Annotated in this window: 19 protein-coding genes; 4 read left to right on the plus strand and 15 right to left on the minus strand. The window is 73.8% G+C overall.

Annotated features, from left to right (window positions below; genetic code table 11):
* The first annotated feature begins 10 nt into the window (after nt 1-10).
* Complete coding sequence (locus tag BLW86_RS26970) at nt 11-343, plus strand: 5-carboxymethyl-2-hydroxymuconate Delta-isomerase (RefSeq protein WP_093876436.1); 333 nt, start codon at nt 11-13, stop codon at nt 341-343.
* Here BLW86_RS26970 and BLW86_RS26975 read toward each other — a convergent pair.
* Complete coding sequence (locus tag BLW86_RS26975; RefSeq protein ID WP_093876437.1) at nt 328-1,053, minus strand: TetR/AcrR family transcriptional regulator; 726 nt, start codon at nt 1,051-1,053, stop codon at nt 328-330. The genes BLW86_RS26970 and BLW86_RS26975 overlap by 16 nt on opposite strands.
* Nucleotides 1,054-1,090: 37 nt before the next feature.
* On the opposite strand from BLW86_RS26975, the gene BLW86_RS26980 reads away from it, so the two are divergent.
* Nucleotides 1,091-1,591, plus strand: coding sequence for a hypothetical protein (locus BLW86_RS26980; protein ID WP_093876438.1), 501 nt, complete (start codon nt 1,091-1,093; stop codon nt 1,589-1,591).
* A gap of 3 nt (nt 1,592-1,594) precedes the next feature.
* On the opposite strand, the gene BLW86_RS26985 is transcribed toward BLW86_RS26980, so the two are convergent.
* The 10 genes from BLW86_RS26985 to BLW86_RS27035 form a co-directional block, all read right to left on the minus strand.
* Nucleotides 1,595-2,647 carry a PDR/VanB family oxidoreductase gene (locus BLW86_RS26985; RefSeq protein WP_093876439.1) on the minus strand — a complete coding sequence of 351 codons (1,053 nt, stop codon included), beginning with the start codon at nt 2,645-2,647 and terminating at the stop codon, nt 1,595-1,597.
* Complete coding sequence (locus BLW86_RS26990) at nt 2,647-3,540, minus strand: metal-dependent hydrolase (RefSeq protein WP_093876440.1); 894 nt, start codon at nt 3,538-3,540, stop codon at nt 2,647-2,649. The genes BLW86_RS26985 and BLW86_RS26990 overlap by 1 nt, the downstream gene beginning before the upstream one ends.
* A gap of 124 nt (nt 3,541-3,664) precedes the next feature.
* Nucleotides 3,665-6,034, minus strand: a complete 2,370-nt coding sequence (locus BLW86_RS26995) for a hypothetical protein (protein ID WP_093876441.1) — start codon at nt 6,032-6,034, stop codon at nt 3,665-3,667.
* A gap of 55 nt (nt 6,035-6,089) precedes the next feature.
* Nucleotides 6,090-6,890, minus strand: a complete 801-nt coding sequence (locus BLW86_RS27000; RefSeq protein WP_093876442.1) for a tyrosine-protein phosphatase — start codon at nt 6,888-6,890, stop codon at nt 6,090-6,092.
* A 679-nt stretch (nt 6,891-7,569) separates the two neighbouring features.
* Nucleotides 7,570-8,568 (minus strand): NAD-dependent epimerase/dehydratase family protein, encoded by a 999-nt coding sequence (locus BLW86_RS27005; RefSeq protein WP_093876443.1) that lies wholly within the window; start codon nt 8,566-8,568, stop codon nt 7,570-7,572.
* A gap of 127 nt (nt 8,569-8,695) precedes the next feature.
* On the minus strand, nt 8,696-9,253 hold the full coding sequence (locus BLW86_RS27010; protein ID WP_093876444.1) for a winged helix-turn-helix domain-containing protein: 558 nt from the start codon (nt 9,251-9,253) through the stop codon (nt 8,696-8,698).
* A 317-nt stretch (nt 9,254-9,570) separates the two neighbouring features.
* The gene (locus BLW86_RS27020) at nt 9,571-10,488 is read right to left on the minus strand and encodes a DUF6891 domain-containing protein (RefSeq protein WP_093876445.1); all 918 of its coding nucleotides are present in this window, start codon (nt 10,486-10,488) and stop codon (nt 9,571-9,573) included.
* A gap of 88 nt (nt 10,489-10,576) precedes the next feature.
* Entirely contained in the window at nt 10,577-11,608 is a 1,032-nt protein-coding gene (gene glnII / locus BLW86_RS27025; RefSeq protein ID WP_093876446.1) for a glutamine synthetase, read from the minus strand.
* A gap of 156 nt (nt 11,609-11,764) precedes the next feature.
* Nucleotides 11,765-12,931 carry an ARPP-2 domain-containing protein gene (locus BLW86_RS27030; RefSeq protein WP_093876447.1) on the minus strand — a complete coding sequence of 389 codons (1,167 nt, stop codon included), beginning with the start codon at nt 12,929-12,931 and terminating at the stop codon, nt 11,765-11,767.
* The gene (locus BLW86_RS27035) at nt 12,928-14,310 is read right to left on the minus strand and encodes a hypothetical protein (protein ID WP_371129603.1); all 1,383 of its coding nucleotides are present in this window, start codon (nt 14,308-14,310) and stop codon (nt 12,928-12,930) included. Before BLW86_RS27035 ends, BLW86_RS27030 begins: the two co-directional genes overlap by 4 nt.
* A 253-nt stretch (nt 14,311-14,563) precedes the next feature.
* Between BLW86_RS27035 and BLW86_RS27040 the strand changes: the two genes are divergently transcribed.
* A complete protein-coding gene (locus BLW86_RS27040; RefSeq protein ID WP_093876449.1) occupies nt 14,564-15,469 on the plus strand; it encodes a Gfo/Idh/MocA family protein in 906 nt (301 codons plus the stop codon).
* Between the two features lie 83 nt (nt 15,470-15,552).
* Here the strand turns inward: BLW86_RS27040 and BLW86_RS27045 are convergent, their stop codons facing one another.
* Nucleotides 15,553-15,912 (minus strand): arsenate reductase family protein, encoded by a 360-nt coding sequence (locus BLW86_RS27045; protein ID WP_093876450.1) that lies wholly within the window; start codon nt 15,910-15,912, stop codon nt 15,553-15,555.
* A 148-nt stretch (nt 15,913-16,060) separates the two neighbouring features.
* Between BLW86_RS27045 and BLW86_RS27050 the strand changes: the two genes are divergently transcribed.
* A complete protein-coding gene (locus BLW86_RS27050; protein WP_093876451.1) occupies nt 16,061-16,336 on the plus strand; it encodes a hypothetical protein in 276 nt (91 codons plus the stop codon).
* Between the two features lie 94 nt (nt 16,337-16,430).
* On the opposite strand, the gene BLW86_RS27055 is transcribed toward BLW86_RS27050, so the two are convergent.
* From BLW86_RS27055 to glnA, 3 genes are all read right to left on the minus strand, one after another.
* Complete coding sequence (locus BLW86_RS27055; RefSeq protein WP_093876452.1) at nt 16,431-17,624, minus strand: cytochrome P450; 1,194 nt, start codon at nt 17,622-17,624, stop codon at nt 16,431-16,433.
* Complete coding sequence (locus BLW86_RS27060; protein ID WP_093876453.1) at nt 17,621-18,346, minus strand: cyclodityrosine synthase; 726 nt, start codon at nt 18,344-18,346, stop codon at nt 17,621-17,623. Before BLW86_RS27060 ends, BLW86_RS27055 begins: the two co-directional genes overlap by 4 nt.
* A gap of 236 nt (nt 18,347-18,582) precedes the next feature.
* Nucleotides 18,583-20,007 carry a type I glutamate--ammonia ligase gene (glnA, locus tag BLW86_RS27065; RefSeq protein ID WP_093876454.1) on the minus strand — a complete coding sequence of 475 codons (1,425 nt, stop codon included), beginning with the start codon at nt 20,005-20,007 and terminating at the stop codon, nt 18,583-18,585.
* Between the last annotated feature and the right edge of the window lie 94 nt (nt 20,008-20,101).

The raw sequence follows: 20,101 nt of genomic DNA on the forward strand, positions 1-20,101 counted from the left end.
GAGCGCCCCCATGCCGCAGATCACCGTCGACTACTCCGCCCCCCTCGACCGGCGCGGCTTCGCGCTCGCCCTGCACCCGCTCGTCGTGAAGACGGTCGACGCGACGCTCGACGCCTGCAAGACCCGGTTCCGGGAGGTCGAGGAGGTGGTCGTCGGCGGCGGAGGGACCGACGACGTCATCGTCCACGTCGAGATCGCCCTGCTGTCCGGCCGCACGGACGAGGCCAAGGCGCGGCTCTCGGAGGCCGTCCTCCACCTGCTGCCCGCGTACCTCAAGGCCGGCGAGGGAGTCAGACTGTCCGTCGAGGTCCGCGACCTCGAAGCGTCCTACCGCAAGGTCTGATCGGGCACGACGGACGGGGCCTGCGGCACCAGCGCGGCGAGGCGGGCCACCAGATCCCCGAAGGGCCCGTCGGCCGGCTCGTCCGCCAGGATCCGGATGAGGATCTCCGCCATCTCGGCGTCGTACGCGGCGCTCACCGCCGCCAGCGCGGCGAAGTCGTGCACCAGCTGGAGCTCCAGCTCCGCGCGCGGGACCCGGCGGCCGTCCAGCCACAGCAGCGCCGTCGACTCGGCGAGCGACACCCAGGAGCGGACGACCAGTTCGAGCCGGGCGGAGGGCTTCTCGACCGCCAGATGGGCCAGGATCTGCTCGTACGCGGCCTGCCGTACCTCGTCGATCATGGCGTTCGTCGTGGACGAGCCGACGGCGGGCCCGCCGCGCATCAGCGCCGCGAAGCCCGGCCCGTGCTCGTCCACGAAGTCGAAGAACCGGCCCATCACCCGCAGCAGCCGCGCCCCGAGCGGCCCGCGCGGCGGCTCCACGAAGCGGGCCGCCAGCTCGTCCGCAGCCCGCCGCAGCGCCGCCTCGTAGAGGCTCTGCTTGCCGGGGAAGTAGTGGTAGACCAGCGGCCGCGAGATGCCCGCGGCCGCGGCGATCTCGTCGATGGAGACCTCGTCGGGAGAGCGGTGGCCGAAGAGTTCGAGGGCCACCCCGATCAGCTGCTGCTTGCGCTCCTCGACGCCCATCCTGCGGCGCACCCCGGTCGTCATACGAACAGCCTAACCGCGTCCGTTACGCTCCTGCCCCATGAGCGCTTCCGACCAGGACACCCCGACTGCCGAGGCCCCGGAGGCCGACGAGCCCAGGAAGGCCGAAGAGGCCCAGGAGGACCCGGAGTCCCCCGAAGTCCGCGAGAAGTCCGGGGAGTCGGACGAGCCCGGGGAATCGGACGAGCCCGAGGAATCGGACGAGCCCGAGGAGTCGGACGAGCCCGAGGAGTCGGACGGGTCGGACGGGTCTTCGGAGGGCGCCGAAGGAGCCGCGCAGGGCGAGGGGCTCACCCCGAAGCAGGCGCGGCGGCTGCGCGTCGCCGCCGCGTCCGTGCTCCTGGTCGCCCTGGCCGTGGTGCTCGTCATCCGGCTCGCGAGCCGCACGTCCGTCCTGGTCGTCGGCGTGTACGGCCTCGCCATGATCCTCTGCGGGATCGTGATCGAGCTCTCCCGCAACGGTCGCACCCGCCTCGGCACCTGGCTCCTGGCGGGCGGCCTCCTGACCGCGCTGGCCCTGGACTGGCTGGTCCTTCCGTAGGCGTCACAGGTCCAGGACGAGCCGCTTCCCCGCGCAGCGCGAGACGCAGATCAGCATCGAGTCGTCCCGCTCGTCGTCGGTGAGCAGCTCGTCGCGGTGGTCGATCTCGCCCTCCAGGACCCGCTGTCGGCAGGTGCCGCAGAAGCCCTGCCGGCAGGAGTACGCGATGCCGGGCAGCTCCTCGCGGACCGCCGACAGGAGCGACTGGTCGGCCGCCACCGTCAACGTGCGCCCGGAGCGGCGCAGTTCGACCTCGAAGGCGGTGCCGCCGGTCGTCGCGGCGGCCGTGAAGCGCTCCAGGCGCGGCGTCCGGCCCTCCGGCATCGCCGCGCCCACCGCGTCCGCCAGACCGTCGGGCCCGCAGCAGTAGACGGCCGTCCCGTCGGGCAGGTGGGCGAGGAACTCCAGCCCGGGAAAGCCGGATTCGTCCTCGGCGACGACGGTCACGCGCTCGCCCCCCAGCGCCTCGATCTCCGTCAGGTACGGCATGGTGGCCCGGCTCCGCCCGCAGTACACGAGCCGCCAGTCCGCCCCGGCCGCCTCGGCGGCCCGGAGCATCGGCAGGACGGGGGTGATGCCGATGCCGCCGGCGACGAAGACGTACGCGGGGGAGTCGACCAGCGGGAAGCGGTTGCGGGGCCCCCGGATCTCGATCTCCACGCCCTCGTGGAGCTGCTCGTGGACCTCGCGCGAGCCGCCCCGGCCGTCCTCGATGAGGCGGGTGGCCACCGTGTACGCCGACGGGTCGCCCGGGTCGCCGCAGAGCGAGTACTGCCGGACGAGCCCGGAGGGCAGGACGAGGTCGATGTGGGCGCCCGGCTGCCAGGCGGGCAGCCCGGCACCCTCCAGGCGGAGTTCGACGACTCCTTCGGCGGGCGTGGTGCGTCCGGTGACGAGGACCTTGCGCGGGACGGTGCTGCCCCGGCCGTAGCCGGAGACGGGCACGTCGAGGGCGGGCATCGGCCAGAGCGGGGCGGTGCTCATCCGGCTGCGGACGGCGCGGCGGACGAGCAGCGCGGCCCCGGCGACGAGGGCGACGGTGGTGAAGCGGGGCATCAGCGGCCTCCGTTGGCGCCGGGGGAGGAGGCCAGGTAGGCCATGGCCTGCGCGGTGTCGCCCTCCTGGGAGGGGTGGTAGGCGCGGCTGAGGTAGCGGGGTATGGAGCGCAGCATGGCCGGGGTGGAGGGCAGCACGCCCTGCCGGCCCTTGCGGACGAAGTCCGCGAAGGAGGCCTTGGAGGCCTTCGGGTCGAGCGGGCTGGGGTCGTTCTCCATGAAGAAGCGGATGCCCCGCTGCCAGAGGAAGACGAGTGCGGAGAAGGCGAGCGCCCAGGTGCGGGCGCGGCGCCGGTAGCCGCCGTCGAGGTGCATGAAGAGCTCGAAGGCGACCGCGCGGTGCTCGACCTCCTCCGCCCCGTGCCAGCGCAGCAGGTCCAGCATCGTCGGGTCGGCCCCGACCCGGTCGAGCGCGTCGGCGTTGAGGACCCAGTCGCCGAGGAAGGCGGTGTAGTGCTCGATGGCGGCGATCAGCGCGACCCGTTCCATCAGCCACCAGCGGCGCGGCCGGCCGGGCGGCAGGGTGCGGTCGCCGAGGAGCTTCTCGAAGAACCAGTCGACCTGCGCGGTGTACGGGGTGGGGTCGAGGCCCAGCTTCCGCAGGTGGGGGAGGACGTCGTCGTGGGCCTGGGAGTGGATGGCCTCCTGGCCGATGAAGCCGATGACGTCCTCGCGCAGCCGGTCGTCGGTGATGTACGGCAGCGCCTGCTTGTAGACGTGGACGAACCAGCGCTCGCCGGCCGGCAGCAGCAGGTGCAGCACGTTGATCGTGTGCGTGGTGAAGGGGTCGCCCGGTACCCAGTGGAGCGGTGTCTCTTCCCAGTCGAAGGAGACCTTGCGGGCCTTGAGCTCGACGTGCTCCGACGCCACCGGTGCAGGCTGCGTATTAGACATGATGTCAATGTACTGAGGGGTAGGGCGTGGCAACAGGTCCGTGCGCCGTCTTTTCGCTCCCGTTACCTCCGGTCACCGCAGGGCGGCCGTCGCTTCCGTCACCGCAAGGCACCTGCTGCCCCGGTCACCGCAGGGCCGTCCTCCGGGTGCCGTCCCCCAGGGCGCCGTTCAGGTCCGCCCGCGCGCCCGCCGACGCCCGTACCGCCAGGAGCGGCCCGGCGGAGCGGCCCTTCACCCCGCCCGAGACCTCCAGGGACGTGAAGTCCGGGCTGCCCGCCGCCAGGACGAACCAGCCGCCGGCCGGCGCCTGCCACAGCACGCCCGCCAGGACCCGGGGATCCCGCACCCCGCAGGCCGGCGAACCCTCGGAGCGGGCCGCGAGCGCCGCCGGGACCTCGGGCGACGGGACCAGGAACTGGGCGAGGACCCGGCTGCCCGTGCCCCGCCAGGTCTCCGCGCGCGTGCACACCCAGGTGCCGTGCCCGGCACCCTCGGGCAATGGCTGCCGCGCGAACCGCCAGGCGTTCACCGACCGCACCCCGCGCGCCCGCACCTCCGCCAACTGGCACGCCGTCCGCGCCCACGCCTCCCGCGCCTCCGTCCCCGTCGCGTCCACGGGCGCGGCGGGCGGCCCCCACAGCAACCGGGCCGGGGCCAACTCGCCCAGGTCGGCGAGGAGCCGCGTCCCCGGACCCTCCCGCACCTGGAGGGTGTTCCACCGGGTGCAGGCGCCGCCCCGTGCGGGGCTCGGCACGGGGTCGGTCACCCCGTCGGCGTCCCGCACCAGCGGCCGCGGCGCCTTCGCGGGCGCGAGGAGGTCCCGTACGGCCGTCTCCCGCACCCACGGGGCCGTCAGATAGCGGACGTTGCCCGCCGCGCGGGAGACGACCAGCGCCGCCGAACCGACCGAGTCGGCCGCGTCCGTCCGCGCGAAGTCCAGCGCGGCCCCCGCCGTCCCCTCGACCGGCTCCGCGTACCGCACGGCCCGCAGCCCGTCGTGGAAGAGCACCACCCGCATGGCGTCGACCCGCCCCGCGAACAGCAGCTGCGGCGGCCCCATCGGCGGCCCGACGGGCGTCCCCGGTGTCGCGGAGGACCGTACGGAGCCGCCGGGCCGGGCCCACACGGCGAGCGCCCGCCGCAGCAGCGCGCTGTCGCCGGTCAGACCGCCGCGCGCGGGCCACACCGAGAAGTCCTGCCGCGTCGACCCCGGCCAGACCGCCGGGTCCACCCGCCTGACCGCACCGGGGTCGAGGGCGGCCTCGGCGGCGGGGTTACGGGCGTACGAGGGCGCCGCAGCACCGTTTCTGCCCCAGCCGTCCCCGGGCAGCCCGAGCAGCGTCCCGCACACCACGAGCGCCACGACGGCGACGAACGCGGCCCGGGCGTGCTGCCGCCGCCGCATCAGATCGGTCGGCCGCGCCTGCAGGGCACACGGATCGAACTCGTCGGACTCGAGCAGAGCGGCCCCACTGAGCCGCCGGGGGAGGTCGGGAGCGCCGCCGGTACGGGACGGCCCGGAGGCCCTCCCGGGCGCGGCGCCGGCACCTGCCGGGACCGGGGGCCTTCCGGACGTGGCACCGGCGCCCGGCGGCACCGAGGGCCCCCCGACTCCGACCTGCTCGTCGCCCCCGGCCCGGCCGGCTCCTTCGGGGCCGTCGCCCCGGGCCGCGCCTTCCTCCCGTTCCGCCCCGCCGGAACGGCCACCGGCCCTGCCCGGACCGGCCTGCTCGCCCACCCGGTCGGAGCGGCCGCCCCGGGCGCCGGCGCCGGATGCGGCACGGCCACCGGAGGCGCCGGCTCCGGCCGGGGCGCCCGTCCGGCCGGGCGCGCCTGTGGCGCCGTCCGGGGACCCGGACCTCCGGGGGTCGCCCTGCTCGCCGACGCGGAACGCCTCGGGGGCGGGGCCCTCCGACGCGTCCGGAGCGTCCGCGTCCAGCGCGTCCGCCTCCGCCAGGGCCGCCGCCGGGTCCTCGACGCCCGCCGCCGCCAGGACGCGCAGGACCTCCGGGTCGCCCTGGCGCTCCAGCCCGCGGAGCACGTACGCCGCGCGGCCGGGGCCGGAGAGCCGGGACAGCCGCTGGTCCAGGGCGAGCTCGTCGGCGCCGCCCACCCGGGGGAAGAGCCGGAGCCCCCACACGTGCGGCAGCAGCGGCGGGAACTGGGCCCGGCGCGGCAGCGCGAGGCGCCGGAGCGGCAGCCCGGCGATCAGCGCCTGCCGCAGCACCTCGCCCCGTACGTACGCGTAGCCCGGATCCACCGCGTCCTCGTCCCGCCGCGGACCGGGCACTGCAGGGCCCGGGACCCGTCGGCGGGGCAGCGACCGCTGGACGAGGGCGTGCGCGGTCAGCACCCGGCGGTTGCGGCCGAGCGCCGGCGGCAGGACGAGATAGGCGATGCGGACGAGCCGCGGATACCGCTCGACGAGCGCGGCCTCGGCCTGTTCGACATCGACGGGACCCACGGGCGAGGGAACGAGATCCTGGGTGCTCACGTTCAGCAGAACGAGCGATTCTTCCGATGGTCACCCCGGCCCGTACGGGGGAGGTTCAGGCCGCCGGGACCGTCAGGCGCTCGCGGATCAGCTCCGTCACCTCGTCCGGGACGCCGAGGCCCTCCCGTACGTACTTCTCCATCGTCCCGTGCCGGACCGCCACTTCGTCGAGCGCCGCGTCCAGGTACTCCGGCAGGACCCCGATCAGTTCGAGCGCGAGCTCGGGGTCGCCGCCCTGGGCCGTGAAGCCCTCGATCATGGGCGCGAACGCCAGCCGCACCGCCGGGTTGACCGCCAGGTACTCGGCCCGCACGGTCTCCTCGTCCGCGCCGAGCAGGGACAGGACGACCGTCGCCGCCCAGCCCGTACGGTCCTTGCCCGCCGAGCAGTGGAAGAGCAGCGGCCCCGCGTCCGGCGTGCCCAGCTCGTCGAGCAGGGCGCGGTAGGAGGCACGGGCGGAGTCGCTGGAGACGAAGGTCCGGTAGGTCCGGGCGAAGGCCGCCCGGACCCGGCCGCCGCCGAGGTGCTCCTCGGCGAGCGCCGGATCGGCGAGCAGGGACTTCAGGCGCGCGGCGGGCGGCAGTCCGCTGCCGGACAGGTAGTCGGCGAGGACGTCCGCGACGAGCAGCCGGGCGCCGGTCGGCAGCCGGTCCGGCCGGTCGCCGCGCTCGGTCGCCGTCCGGAAGTCGACGACGGTACGGATGCCGAGCCCGGCGACGGCGGGCTCGGCGGGGTCGAGCCGGTCGAGAAGGGCGGAGCGGAGGACGAGACCGGGCCGGACGGAACGCCCGTCACCCAGCGGCAGGCCGCCGAGATCGCGGAGGTTGGCGACGGAGGTGGCGGGGATGGCGGGCATGGCGTCGACTCCTCCGATTCGTGCACGTTCCTGTCGAACGGTAATGGATCGCCCTGCTCCGAGCAGGTCCGCCCGAAACGCACCACGCTTCCGTTGCGGGCGCGCACCTGCCGGGGCGGCGCCCACCCGCCCCCGTTGTGGGCAATGGCCCCGATGGACCGGTGCCCGCCCGCCCCCGCCCGCCCCGTTGTGGTCGCGCCGACTGGGGCGGTGCCCACCCCCGCCCACCCCGCTGTGGGCACCCGTTCCGCCGGGACGGCGCCCACCCATCCCCGCGCCCCCCGTTGTGGGCAGTCGTTCCGCTGGGGCGAGGGGGGTCCCCCTGCTCGAGCGAAGCCGAGAGCTTGGGGGAGGGTGGGCACAACGGAACGGCGCCCCTTGCCGGCGCCCGAGGCTCCCGTGCCCTGACCCGCACCGGCCTGTGCGCCGCCCTCGTGGTGCGGGTCCAGGCGCGGAACGCGGAGGCGCCGCTGAGGGCGCCGTCCCGTGTGCCCACCCGTCCCGCCCCAGCGGGACGATTGCCCACACGGCGGGGGCCGGGGGGCACCGCCCCGCAAGGCGCGCGCCCGCACGGGCGGGTGGGAGCCGCCCCGGCAGGTGCGCGCCCACATGGAGGTGGCGGAAGGGGCACCGCCCGGCAGGTGCGCGCCCGCACGGGCGGGTGGGCGCCCCCACCCCCTCACCCCTTCGCCAGCGCCGCCAAGACCTCCGCCTCCCGTTCCGGGGAGAGCCCGGCCCCCTGCCGGTCCGGTCGTTGCGGTGCGACGCCGTCGAGGGACTCCAGCCACGCCCAGGTGTCCGCGACCGTCTCCTCCACCGGCCGGCAGCGCAGCCCGCTCGCGAGCGCCCGGGAGACGTCGGCGGTGTGCATCGCGTCGTACGTCTCGCCCGGCGGCAGCCACACCGGCAGCTCCGTCCAGGGCGCCGCCCCGGCCGCGAGGAGCGCCTCCGGCTCCGTCCAGCGCAGCTCGGCGTCGGAGCCGGTCGTCCGCACGCAGGCGTCGAGCAGCCCGCCCATGGTGGTGTGCCCGGGCGGCGAGACGAGGTTGTACGGCCCCGACAGCCCGGCGGCCACCGCGTCCAGCGTCCATGCGGCGAGGTCGCGGACGTCGATGTACTGGATCGGCGTCGTCCGCGGCCCGGGGGCGAGGACGGAGCCGCCGCGGGCGATCCGGCCCAGCCACCAGGGGAGCCGGCCCACGTTCTCGTACGGGCCGAGGATCAGGCCCGCCCGGACGAGCAGTGCCCGGTCGGGCCCGAAGGCGGCGGTGGCGGCGAGCTCGCCGCCCCGCTTGGACTCCGCGTAGGGCACGTCCCCGTCGTCCGGGGAGCCCTCCACCAGCGGCCCGTCCTCCGCGAGTCCGGCGGCGGGCGGCCAGGCGTACACGGAGCGGCTCGACACGTACGCGTACCGCCCCGCCCGGTCCGCGAGCAGCCGGGCCGCGTCCCGGACCGCCGAGGGTGCGGCCGACCAGGTGTCCACGACGGCGTCCCAGGAACCGGTGGCGAGCGCGGCGAGGCCGTCGGGGGCCGTGCGGTCCCCGATCAGCGACGCGGCCCCCGCCGGAGCCGCGTGCCGGCCCCGGTGGAAGACCGTCACCTCCCAGCCCCGTTCGAGCGCGTCCTCGACGATCGCGCGGCCGACGAACTCCGTACCTCCGAGCATCAGCAGTCTCATGGTCCGAGCCTGCCCGGCGGGCACGGCCGGGGCCAGGGAGTTCCGCTCCCGGAGGATTCCGCCAGGGGAGGAACGCGAGGCCCCCGACGGTCCGGGTCCGCGACGGTCCGGGTCCCCGACGGCCCGGTCAGGGGGTGTACTTGTAGCCGACCCGCCGCACGGTCTGGATCGTGTGGCGGTGCTCGGCGCCCAGCTTGCGGCGCAGCCGGGCCACGTGCACGTCGACCGTCCGGCCGTCGCCCACGTGTCCGTACCCCCACACCGTCGTGACCAACTGGTCGCGCGTGTGCACCCGGTGAGGGTGTGCCACCAAGTGGGCGAGCAGCTCGAATTCGAGGTACGTCAGGTCGAGCGCCTGCCCGTCGACGAGGGCGATCCGCTGCACGCCGTCGATCGTCACCGGCCCCTGCTCCTCCGCCGCGACGGGAGCCGGAGCGGAGGCGGGAGCGGGGCCCGTGGGCAGGTGCGGCTGCTGGTCGGCCGGGACGAGGACGAGGTACCCGACCATCGGCGGGCGCCCCGGCAGCGTCGGCAGCGTGTGCTGGGGCGCGGGCAGCAGGGTGGCGCCGGGCGGCAGGAAGTCCGCCACCTGGGAGAAGTCCACGACCTCGTTGGGGTCGACGGCGCGCAGTCGGTGCCGGCCGGGACGGACGGCGGTGAGGGAGGCGGTCTGGGTGTGGGCCATGGCAGGTCAGCTCTTTCGCGCGGGGAACGGACGGAGAGGTCTCGTACGTCGTGCGCGTGGGCCGAAGGCCGGGATCGGACCGTACCGATCGGGGCTTTAGAGGGCCGACGCGTTCCTCACGCGTCGACAGCACCGGTCGAAGTCGTGGTGCTGACGGGAAGGCCAGAACGGCTCGAGGTCGTGGCGACCCGTCGCGGTGTCGTTCTGCATGATGGCCATATCCCTATTAAACCAGGAGGGAAACGAGCTGAGCACCCCCTGTCGCGTCACACCCCTCGACCGGCCGGAAAACGACGGCTCGTCCACCGCCCGCGCCCTCAACCCGTCAGCCGTCTCCGCCAGTCGAGACCCGTGACCAGGATCGCCTGCCCCGGATCCCCGTCCCACCGCACGCTCAGCCCCTGCCGGCGCAGCGCCCGGGTCACCTCCTCGCCGACCGCCGCCGCCGCCGTCTCCGCCGAGTCGTCGAACCGGCCGTACAGCAGGTGCAGCGGCCCGCCGTTCGCCGCGCCCTCGGTGCACTGGGTGTGGAAGAACACGAACCCGCGCGCCCGGTCCGCCCCCTCCTCGGCGCCGATCTCCGCCGTGCCGCAGGACCGGCAGCACGTGAAGTGCTCGCGGGCGACGATCCCGGCCGCGTCCAGCTCGGCGAAGGCGGCGGTGATGCGCTCCGGGTCGGTCGTGCCCTCCCAGCCGGCCATCTCCCCGACCCGTTCCAGCCACAGCCGGTCCACCAGCGCCTCGGCCTGCTCCCGGGACACCGGGTGCTCGTCGGGGGAGAACACCTCCTCCCGGGCGATCCGGGTCAGCCGCACCCGGTCGTCGTAGCCGCAGACGAGCAGCGAGCGCACCCGGCCCTCGATCTCCTCCCGTATCTCCCCGGGGAGTTCGGGGACGGCCGGCGCGGCCGGGAAGCCCATGTTCTGCCAGGTCGGCCCGGCGTCCCAGTCGGCGTCGCCGCGTGCCCAGGCCGTCAGGACCTCCGCGACCCGCTCCGGGGTGTCGAATCGCGTCTCGAAGTGCCGTTCGGGCGCGCCGGCCCGGTGCTCCAGGTGGAAGGGCCCGTCGGCGGCGTGCCACACCTGCGCGAAGACGGCCGGCAGGTCCGGTATCCGCTGCAGGATCAGGAAGCGGTCCCCCTCGGCGCCGATGCGCCGTACGAGTCCGGTCAGGTCCTCCTCGGACGGCCGGACGTGCTTCTCCCGGTTCTCGGTCTCCACCGCGATGTCGAGCATGAGCCCACTGTCCCAGGCGGCACCGACAACGCCGCAGGGGCGCCCACCGTGTGAAACGGCGGGCGCCCCTGTCCGGGTGTGCGCGGGATCAGACCTGGCCGGCCTTCTCCAGGGCCTCGCAGCAGGTGTCCACGATGAGGCGGGTCACCACGTACGGGTCCACGTTCGCGTTCGGGCGGCGGTCCTCGATGTAGCCCTTCTGGTCCTGCTCGACCTGCCACGGGATGCGGACCGAGGCGCCGCGGTCCGAGACGCCGTAGGAGTACTCGTCCCACGGGGCGGTCTCGTGCAGGCCCGTCAGGCGCTCGTCGATGCCGGCGCCGTAGTTCTTGACGTGGTCGAGCGGCTTCGAGCCCTCGCCGAGCGCCTCGCACGCGGTGATGATCGCGTCGTAGCCCTCGCGCATCGCCTTGGTGGAGAAGTTGGTGTGCGCGCCCGCGCCGTTCCAGTCGCCCTTCACCGGCTTCGGGTCGAGCGTCGCGGCGACGTTGAAGTCCTCGGCCGTGCGGTAGAGCAGCCAGCGGGCGACCCACAGCTGGTCCGAGACCTCCAGCGGGGCCAGCGGGCCGACCTGGAACTCCCACTGACCGGGCATGACCTCGGCGTTGATGCCGGAGATGCCGAGACCGGCCTTGAGGCAGTTCTCCAGGTGCGCCTCGACGATCGGGCGGCCGTGGATCTCGTCCACGCCGACGCCGCAGTAGTAACCGCCCTGCGGGGCCGGGAAGCCGTTCACCGGGAAGCCGAGCGGACGGGTGCCGTCGAAGAAGGTGTACTCCTGCTCGATGCCGAAGATCGACTCCTGCGCGGCGTAGCGCCCGGCGACCTCGGCCAGCGCGGCGCGGGTGTTGGAGGAGTGCGGCGTCATGTCCGTGTTGAGGACCTCGCACAGCACCAGGATGTCGTTGCCGCCGCGGATCGGGTCCGGGCAGGAGAAGACCGGCTTGAGGACGCGGTCCGAGGCGTGGCCCTCGGCCTGGTTCGTGCTGGAGCCGTCGAAGCCCCAGATCGGCAGCTCCTCCAGGGCGAGGCCCTCGCCCGCGATGATCTTCGTCTTGGAGCGAAGCTTCGCGGTCGGCTCGGTGCCGTCGATCCAGATGTACTCAGCCTTGAAGGTCACGGGTCTCATCCTTTGGCGTGCTGCTGCGGAGGTCCGCTGCGGCTCGCGGCACTGCGAGAAGCTGCGGTCGCCGCGCTGACTGCGCGGTGTGTGTTCGACCGCAGCTTCGCAACACGGGATTTCCCGTCGGTTGCCCGAATGTGAACCCCGTGTTACTCAGCTTTCCTGATCTTCGCGCAGTCGCCGTGCGACCACGTGGGCGTCTAGGAGCCCGCCGAGGCCCGCCCCCCGCACCCGCCGGACCAGCTCGGCGTACGAGGTCCCGAGCGCCTCCGCGGTCCGGCCGAGGTGCCAGTCGCAGTCCGCGAGCCGGTTCAGGAGGTATCCCTTCCGGATCTGGTTCTCGGAGAGCCGGAAGGTCTTCAGATAGGCCGCCCGCCCCTTCCGGTCGGTGATCACCTCGCCGATGTGCTGCTCCCGCCCGCCCCGCTCGAACGGCGGAAGGAACCGGTACAGGCCGAACCGGTCCATCCGGTGGACCCGCTCGAAGGAGTACGAGGTCTCCAGCAGGTCGCGCGCCATCAGCCCGTCGTGCGCCGCCGCCCAGGACCGCTCCTGCTCCCGCGCCGCCGCCCGCAGGTCGGCGAGGCCGCGGATGCCGCCGGCGCCGTCCCGGATCCGCGCCGTGAACTCGGGCACCGGGGCGCCGTAGTGCGCGTACTGGTGGACCAGCTCCCCGTACAGGTCCTCGACCAGCGTCGGGTGCAGCAGCCGGTAGTCGTCCGGGTGCGGCACCACGAACGCCGCGGCCAGCGCGTCCGCCACGTACAGGAGCAGCCCGCACTGGCCCGGGTGCAGCTCGAAGATCCGCAGCGCCTCCGCGAGCCCCGGCACCGCCCACCCCGCGTACGCCGCCTCCGCGCGCGGCGAGAGACCGCGCCGCAGTGCCTCCCGGGACCAGTCGTCCCAGACCACGGACGGCCCCCCGAAGTGCAGCGCGAGGTACCCCTCCAGGGCGAGGTGCAGCGGCAGGAACCGCAACCGCCGCTCGGCGCGCCCGTCCTTGCCGCGCCGGCGCTTGGCCATTCGGTGGAGCCGCCGCACGGGCACGCACCCCGGCACCGCCTCGCCGCCGAGCCGCGACCCGTACACGGCGGACTCCGTCCCCGTCCCCGTCCAGTCGGCGACGAAGCCGTGCGGGACGTACGAGGTGTACGAGGTGCGGTCGCCGAGCTCGACGGAGGCCCCGCCCCACCCCTCGTACACCTCCCGGCGCAGCCGCAGCCCCGGCACCGGCTCGTCCCGCACGAGCGGCACGAGCCGCACCCCGCCCCACACCTGCGCGGGCCGCACGTCGAGCCCGGTCAGATCGATCCGGGTCACCGCTGCGCTCCCTTCAGGAACAGCTCCACCCTCCGGTCCAGATAGGCCCGCAGTTCCGCGAAGCCCGTCCGCCCCTCCGCGAACTGCGCGATCTCCACCAGGGCCGCCAGATCCTCCGCGTCCCGGATCCCGGCCGTCGGCACGCTCGGGGCGAGCCGGCGCACGTCGAAGCCCTCGGCGTCGTATACGGGGTTGAGGTGCACCACGCTCGTCCGCCGCTCCGGATCCAGTCGCGTGCGCCACACCCGCAGCACCTCGCCCGCGAGGCCCGGCGGGGCGTTGTCCCAGCCGTCCGAGACGATCACCAGACGCTCGTGACCGGTCTCCAGGGCGTCCAGGACCCGCAGACCGAGCGGGGTCGGCCCGTAGGGGTGCACGAGCAGGGGATCGTCCCGGCCCGACGTCCACAGCGGGGCGTACGCCCCCGGCGACGCCAGGGCCTCCAGGAGGAAGTGACAGCCGAGGGCCACGGCCAGCGGCCGGCGCCGCTTCACCGCCGAACCGGAGGAGGAGAAACTGTCGTCGAGGACGGCCGCCACCCGCCCCCAGCTCCCGGCGTACGGCCCCGCCGCGCGCCGGGCGGCCGCGCGCAGCGCACCCGTCAGCTCGGCCCGGCGCGCCACCCGCTCGCCGAACGGCAGGGCGAGGACGTACAGGGCGAGCCGGGTGAGCGGCATGACCGACAGATCGGCCGCCCGGTCCGTGCGCAGCCGTTCCAGGCGGGTCATCCGGGGCGCGATCCGCTCCAGGAACACCGCGCGGGGCACGCCGTGCTTCCCGGCGAACCCCTCGGCGACCGTGAACGGCAGCTCGTACAGCGCGTTCTGCTCGTAGTGCGCCCGGCGGTGCGCGTCGAGCGTGGCGTTCTCGTACCGGGTACGGCGGCCCGGCGCGAAGAGGAAGTCACCCGTCTCGGCGTCGGCCGGCCGCCCGTGGACGTGCCGGAGGGCGGCCTTCAGACCGGTCCGGTACTTCACCGCGTCCAGCGCCGGATCGGGACGGGCCGCGAGCCACGCGCGCACGATCGCGCGCGTGCGGCGGTTGTTGACCCCGGCGGCGCGGAGCGCGCCGAACAGGCGGTAGACCCGCTGCGGCGGCAGCAGCGCGAGCCGCGCGGCGATCAGCCGGCCCTCGCCCTCCTCCGCCTCCTTCGGCGTGCGGAGCAGGTGCTCGACGACGAGCGCGGCGTTGTGGTCGTTGATGTCGAGTGCGAGGGCTGCGGCGTACACGGGCCGGTAGTTCACGCGTACGTACTCGTGGAGGAACGCGAGCGAGAAGCGCTGCTCGGCGGCGGAGGACCGGAACTCGCGCTGTCCGGTGGCGGTCACGGCGGCGTTGACGAAGAGGAGCACGTCCTCGGCGGCGACGAGCTCGGACACGGTGCTCTCCTTCCAGCGCACGGGTGCCGGCCGGGGAATGAGGGCACGAACAGCGAAGACGTTGCTTCAGAGGCAGGTTCCGGAAGTCGCACCGGAGTCCCGCGGCCGGCGCGGGAACGCTAACACCGGGCAGGGGGAGGTCCGCCAGCGGATTACCGGTGGGGGCGGGCCCGCGGTCGGGCGGTGGGGCCGCGGTCGGGCGGTGGGGCCGCCCGCCGGGGCCGCTGTCGGTGCCGCCCGGCAGACTGGGGGCATGGCGAAGCACTCGGGCGTGAAGCCCCGTATCGGACTGCTCGGCACCGGCCCGTGGGCCGCGCGCACGCACGCGCCCGCGCTCGTCGGGCATCCGGGCGTCGAGTTCAGCGGGGTGTGGGGCAGACGCCCCGAGGCGGCCGCCGCGCTCGCCGCCGCGTCCGGCACCCGGGCGTACGAGGACGTGGACGCCCTCCTCGCCGCGAGCGACGCCGTCGCCCTCGCCCTCCCGCCCGACGTCCAGGCGCCCCTCGCGGTGCGGGCGGCGGAGGCCGGCTGCCACGTCCTGCTCGACAAGCCGGTCGCGACGACGGTGGCGCTCGCCCGCGAGGTGACCGAGGCCGTGGAGGCGGCCGGGGTCGCCTCGGTGGTCTTCTGCACCCTGCGGTTCGCGGAGCCGACGGCCCGCTGGATCGACGAGCAGGCGGCGGCGGGCGGCTGGTTCCTGGGCGAGGCCCACTGGCTGGGCTCGCTCTACGGCCCCGGCTCCGTCAGCGCGTACGCGGCCTCGCCGTGGCGGCGGGAGAAGGGCGGCCTCTGGGACGTCGGCCCGCACGTCCTCTCCGTCTACCTGCCAGTCCTCGGCGACGTCACCGACATCACCGCCGTCCCGGGTCCCGACGGCACCCACCACCTGGTGCTGCGGCACGGCTCGGGAGCGAGCAGCACGGCCACGCTCACCCTGGGCGCGCCCCCGGAGGCGGCGGGGGCGGCCCTCACCCTGCACGGCAGCCGGGGCCGGGCCGACATGCCCCGCTGGGACGGCGCGGTGGGGGCCTTCGCCGCGGCCGTGGACGCCCTCGTCACCGCGGCCCGCACCGGCGAGCCCCACCCCTGCGACGCCCGCTTCGGCCTGCGCGTCACGAAGATCCTGGCGGAGGCGGAGCACCGGGCCACCCGCGGCTGACGGCGGACGGCCGTCGGCGCCGAGGCCCGGACGCGGGGCGCTCTCGGACGTCCCGGATGCCCCGGATGCCCCGGGCTTCTCGGTCAGCGGGAGAGCGCGTTCCGCACGGCCTCCTCGGTGCGGCCGACGACGGCCGTGCCGTCCTCCGCCGTGATGATGGGCCGCTGGATCAGCTTGGGGTGGGCGGAGAGCGCCTCGATCCACCGCTCCCGGGCGGCCTCGTCCCGGGGCCACTCCTTCACGCCGAGCTCCTTGGCGACGTCCTCGCCGGTCCGCGTGATGTCCCAGGGCTCGAGCCCGAGCCGGTCGAGCACGCGCCGGATCTCCTCGGGCGAGGGGACGTCCTCCAGGTAGCGGCGCACGGTGTAGTCGGCGCCTTCCGCGTCGAGGAGGGTGAGGGCGCTGCGGCACTTGGAACAGGCGGGATTGATCCAGATCTCCATGGGCCGTACGGTACCCCCCACGCCTCCCTGGAACACCCCCCAAACCCCACTTGGCCAGCAGCGATTGTCAGTGGGGGTCTCTAAAATAGGGGGTGAAGGTGAGGGTCCCGAGGAGGGCCCGCGCCCACCGTTCGCCAGGAGGTAGCCCATGGCTCTCGCCGTGATCCGGACGCCGTCCATCGAACCCTGGAAGCCGCTCGAGAAGAAGCCGCTCCCCGCGGGTCGCCCCCGCGAGTGGTACGTGTCCCACAACCGCCGTCTGAAGGCCATGCGCCTCGCGATCGCGCTGCTCGACGCCGGCGTCTACGTCCCGTCGAAGGCGACGAACGCGGCGATAAGCGCCACGGCCGCCGACATCGGCATCCACCCGCCCTCCGACACCACGTGCCGCATGGTCCGCACCCTGATCCGCTACGGCCGCTGACACCGAGGACACCGACACCGACACCGAAGAGGCTGACACCGAAGACGGTGCCGCCCGGACCGACCCGGGGGGCACCGTCTCCGGATCCCGCCCGTTACCAGGCCACCGGCAGCCTTTCGGGGAGCCGCTTCATGAAGTTGGTGCGCCACACCAGCTGCTCGACCGGCACCGCGAGCCGCAGCCCCGGCAGCCGGTCGAGGAGCGTCTCCAGGGCGATCTCGGCGTGCCGCTTGCCGAGCGCCGTCGCCGGGCAGTAGTGCCGCCCGCCACCGAAGGAGAGGTGCTCGGCGGCGTTCTCCCGGTCCGGCCGGAAGGCCAGCGGGTCTGGGAAGCGCTCCGGGTCGTGGTTCGCGGCCTCCACGAGCACCAGGACGAGTTCCCCGGCCCGCACGTCGACGTCGCCGAGGCGCACGTCCTCCAGGGCGACCCGCGGCAGCCCGTCGCCGATCGACAGGTTCACCCGCAGCAGTTCGTCCATGGCCCCGGCGACACCTCGCGTGCCGTCGGCGGTCAGCGCCTCCCGCACGTCCGGCCGGGTCAGCACCGACACCAGCGCCATCGTCAGGAACCCGGCGGTGGAGATCACTCCGGCGCCGAACAGCGTCACGCCCACCGTCGCCAGCATCTCGTCCGTCAGATGCGCGTAGTCGGGATCCTCGCGCAGCGCCGCGAGCTCCGCCATCAGCCCACCCGTCGCCGGATCGTCCAGGCGCTCGGTCATGTAGGCGATGTCCCGGTCCCAGTTGAGCCGGGCCGCCTCGATCTCGCGCGGTGCGTTCATGAAGGCCACGTCCAGACTGCGCAGCAGCAGCGGCCCGTCCTCCTCCGGGATGCCCAGCATCCGGCAGTGCAGCCCCGCCGAGTACGGATCGGCGTAGCCGCCCCGCAGCTCTCCGGGCGCCCCCTCGGCGACCAGCGCGTCCACCAGGGCCCCGGCCCGCGCCCGCAGCCACTCCTCCAGGCCGGGTGCCTTCGGGTTGATCGCCTTCATGACGGCCTTGCGCAGTCCGGCCCCGGTGATGTTGCCCATGTTGTTCACCACGTGCGGCGGGATCGTCAGCGCGTACTGCCTCGGCGCCCCCGGAGCCGAGGTGTCCTTCAGGCTGAACCCGGGGTCCTCCAGGACGTGTCTGCACAGCTCGTACGAGGAGACCAGCCAGGCCTCGGCCCCGGCGATCGTGCGGACCTTCCGGACCGGCTCGGCACGCAGCGCGTCGATCTCGGCGGGCAGCCGGGTCCCGTCCCAGTCGAAGGGGAAGGCCGGCAGGGTCTCGGCGGCGACGCTCATCGCGCGACTCCTTCGACGGTGGTTCCGATGGGTGTGAGGATGCCGTGGCCCTGGTTGCGCGAGGCCCGGAGCCCGGACCCCCGCCCGTACAGCAGATCGGCCAGGGGCAGTGCCTGGTGGTAGCAGTTGAGCGAGGACGGCACCCCGAGGATCGCGGGCGTGTCCAGGAAGAGCGGCACCTCGGCGCAGATGTACGCCCGGCACACCTCCCGCTGCCGCTCGTCGGTCACCTGCCCCGGCGCCAGCTTCCCGGCCAGGAAGATGCCGGTCAGCGCATCGCAGGTCTCCCGTACCACCGGGTCGGCCGCCACCGCGTCGAGCACCGTGCGGTGCAGCTCGCGGTAGGCCGGGACGTCCCCGAACTCCGACATCCCGCGGGCCCGTACCCGTACCCCCGTGGGATCGGCCTCGGCCACGGCCGCCCCGACTTTCGCCCGCACCCCCCGCAGGTTCTTGACGGCCTTCCGCCGTGCCTCGTCGGCCCCGTACCCCAGCGCCTCGTACATGTCGGCGACATGCAGATCGGTGTAGACGAGATCGACCTGATCGAAGTGGTCCAAGCCCCAGCGCGTCAGCTCGCGCAGTCGCTGGGCGGTGAAATAACTGTTTCCCGGGGAGACGCCGATGACCACGTGCGCGCCCTCGTCGGCGATGACGCGGCAGTGATCGGTGTACGGCTGGAGTCGGAGCGTCTCTGCAGGGGCGAAAGCCGCCTGAGTCACGTAGGCAGTCCTCATCGCGCCAGCTAGTCCCAGCGGAGCCCAGTGCTCCGGGTGTGGCGGCCGCGACGACGACACGCTATCGATCAGTCGCGGAGAGTGAACCCCCTACTCGTAGGTACATACGAGAGTTCGTCAGCTGTTCACATCTCCGTGATCTTGGTTGGGATCTTGGCCGGAAACGGCGAGGCCCGCCATCCCCTGGGGGACGACGGGCCTCGTCGGACAGCGGCTTCGGCCTAGAGGTCGAAGTAGAGCTCGAACTCGTGCGGGTGCGGGCGCAGCTGGATCGGGGCGATCTCGTTGGTGCGCTTGTAGTCGATCCAGGTCTCGATCAGGTCCGAGGTGAAGACGCCGCCGGCCTGGAGGTACTCGTTGTCGTCCTCGAGGGCGTTGAGGACGGCCTCCAGGTTGGTCGGGACCTGCTGGACGTTGGCGTGCTCCTCGGGAGCGAGCTCGTAGAGGTCCTTGTCGATCGGCTCCGCCGGCTCGATCTTGTTCTTGATGCCGTCGAGGCCCGCGAGGAGCAGCGCCGAGAAGGCGAGGTACGGGTTCGAGGACGGGTCCGGCGCGCGGAACTCGACGCGCTTGGCCTTCGGGTTCGAGCCCGTGATCGGGATGCGCATGGCGGCGGAGCGGTTGCGCTGCGAGTACACCATGTTGACCGGGGCCTCGAAGCCCGGCACCAGGCGGTGGTACGAGTTCACCGTCGGGTTGGTGAAGGCGAGCAGCGACGGGGCGTGCTTGAGGATGCCGCCGATGTAGTAGCGGGCGGTGTCCGAGAGGCCCGCGTAGCCCGTCTCGTCGTAGAACAGCGGGTCGCCGTTCGCCCACAGCGACTGGTGGACGTGCATGCCCGAGCCGTTGTCGCCGAAGATCGGCTTCGGCATGAAGGTCGCGGTCTTGCCGTTGCGCCAGGCGACGTTCTTCACGATGTACTTGAAGAGCATCAGGTCGTCGGCCGCGGCGAGCAGCGTGTTGAACTTGTAGTTGATCTCGGCCTGGCCGGCGGTGCCGACCTCGTGGTGCTGGCGCTCGACCTGGAGGCCGACGTTCTCCAGCTCCAGGGAGATCTCCGAGCGCAGGTCGGCGAAGTGGTCGACCGGCGGGGCCGGGAAGTAGCCGCCCTTGTAGCGGACCTTGTAGCCGCGGTTGTTCTCCACCGCACCGGTGTTCCAGGCGCCGGCCTCGGAGTCGATGTGGTAGAAGCCCTGGTTCGCCGAGGTCTCGAAGCGCACCGAGTCGAAGACGTAGAACTCGGCCTCGGGGCCGAAGTAGGCGGTGTCGGCGATGCCGGTGGAGGCGAGGTACGCCTCGGCCTTCTTCGCGATGTTCCGCGGGTCACGGCTGTACTGCTCGCCCGTGATCGGGTCGTGGATGAAGAAGTTGATGTTCAGCGTCTTGTCACGGCGGAAGGGGTCCACGCGGGCCGTCGACAGGTCGGCGCGGAGCGCCATGTCGGACTCGTGGATGGCCTGGAAACCGCGGATCGACGAGCCGTCGAAGGCGAGCTCCTCCGCCGGGTCGAAGGCCGTCGCAGGGATCGTGAAGTGCTGCATCACGCCAGGAAGGTCACAGAACCGGACGTCGACCATCTTGACGTCGTTGTCCTTGATGAACTTCTGGACCTCGTCGGCGTTCTGGAACCCGTTGTTCTGGGACATCCAACTCCTCCTACTCCCGGCCCGGGGAGGGGCGGGGTTGCAGCTCGGTCGTGCGGCCAGTGCGGTGGCACACGCTGGACCCGACCATAGGCAG

Source organism: Streptomyces sp. TLI_105, from assembly GCF_900105415.1.
Lineage (GTDB): Bacteria > Actinomycetota > Actinomycetes > Streptomycetales > Streptomycetaceae > Streptomyces.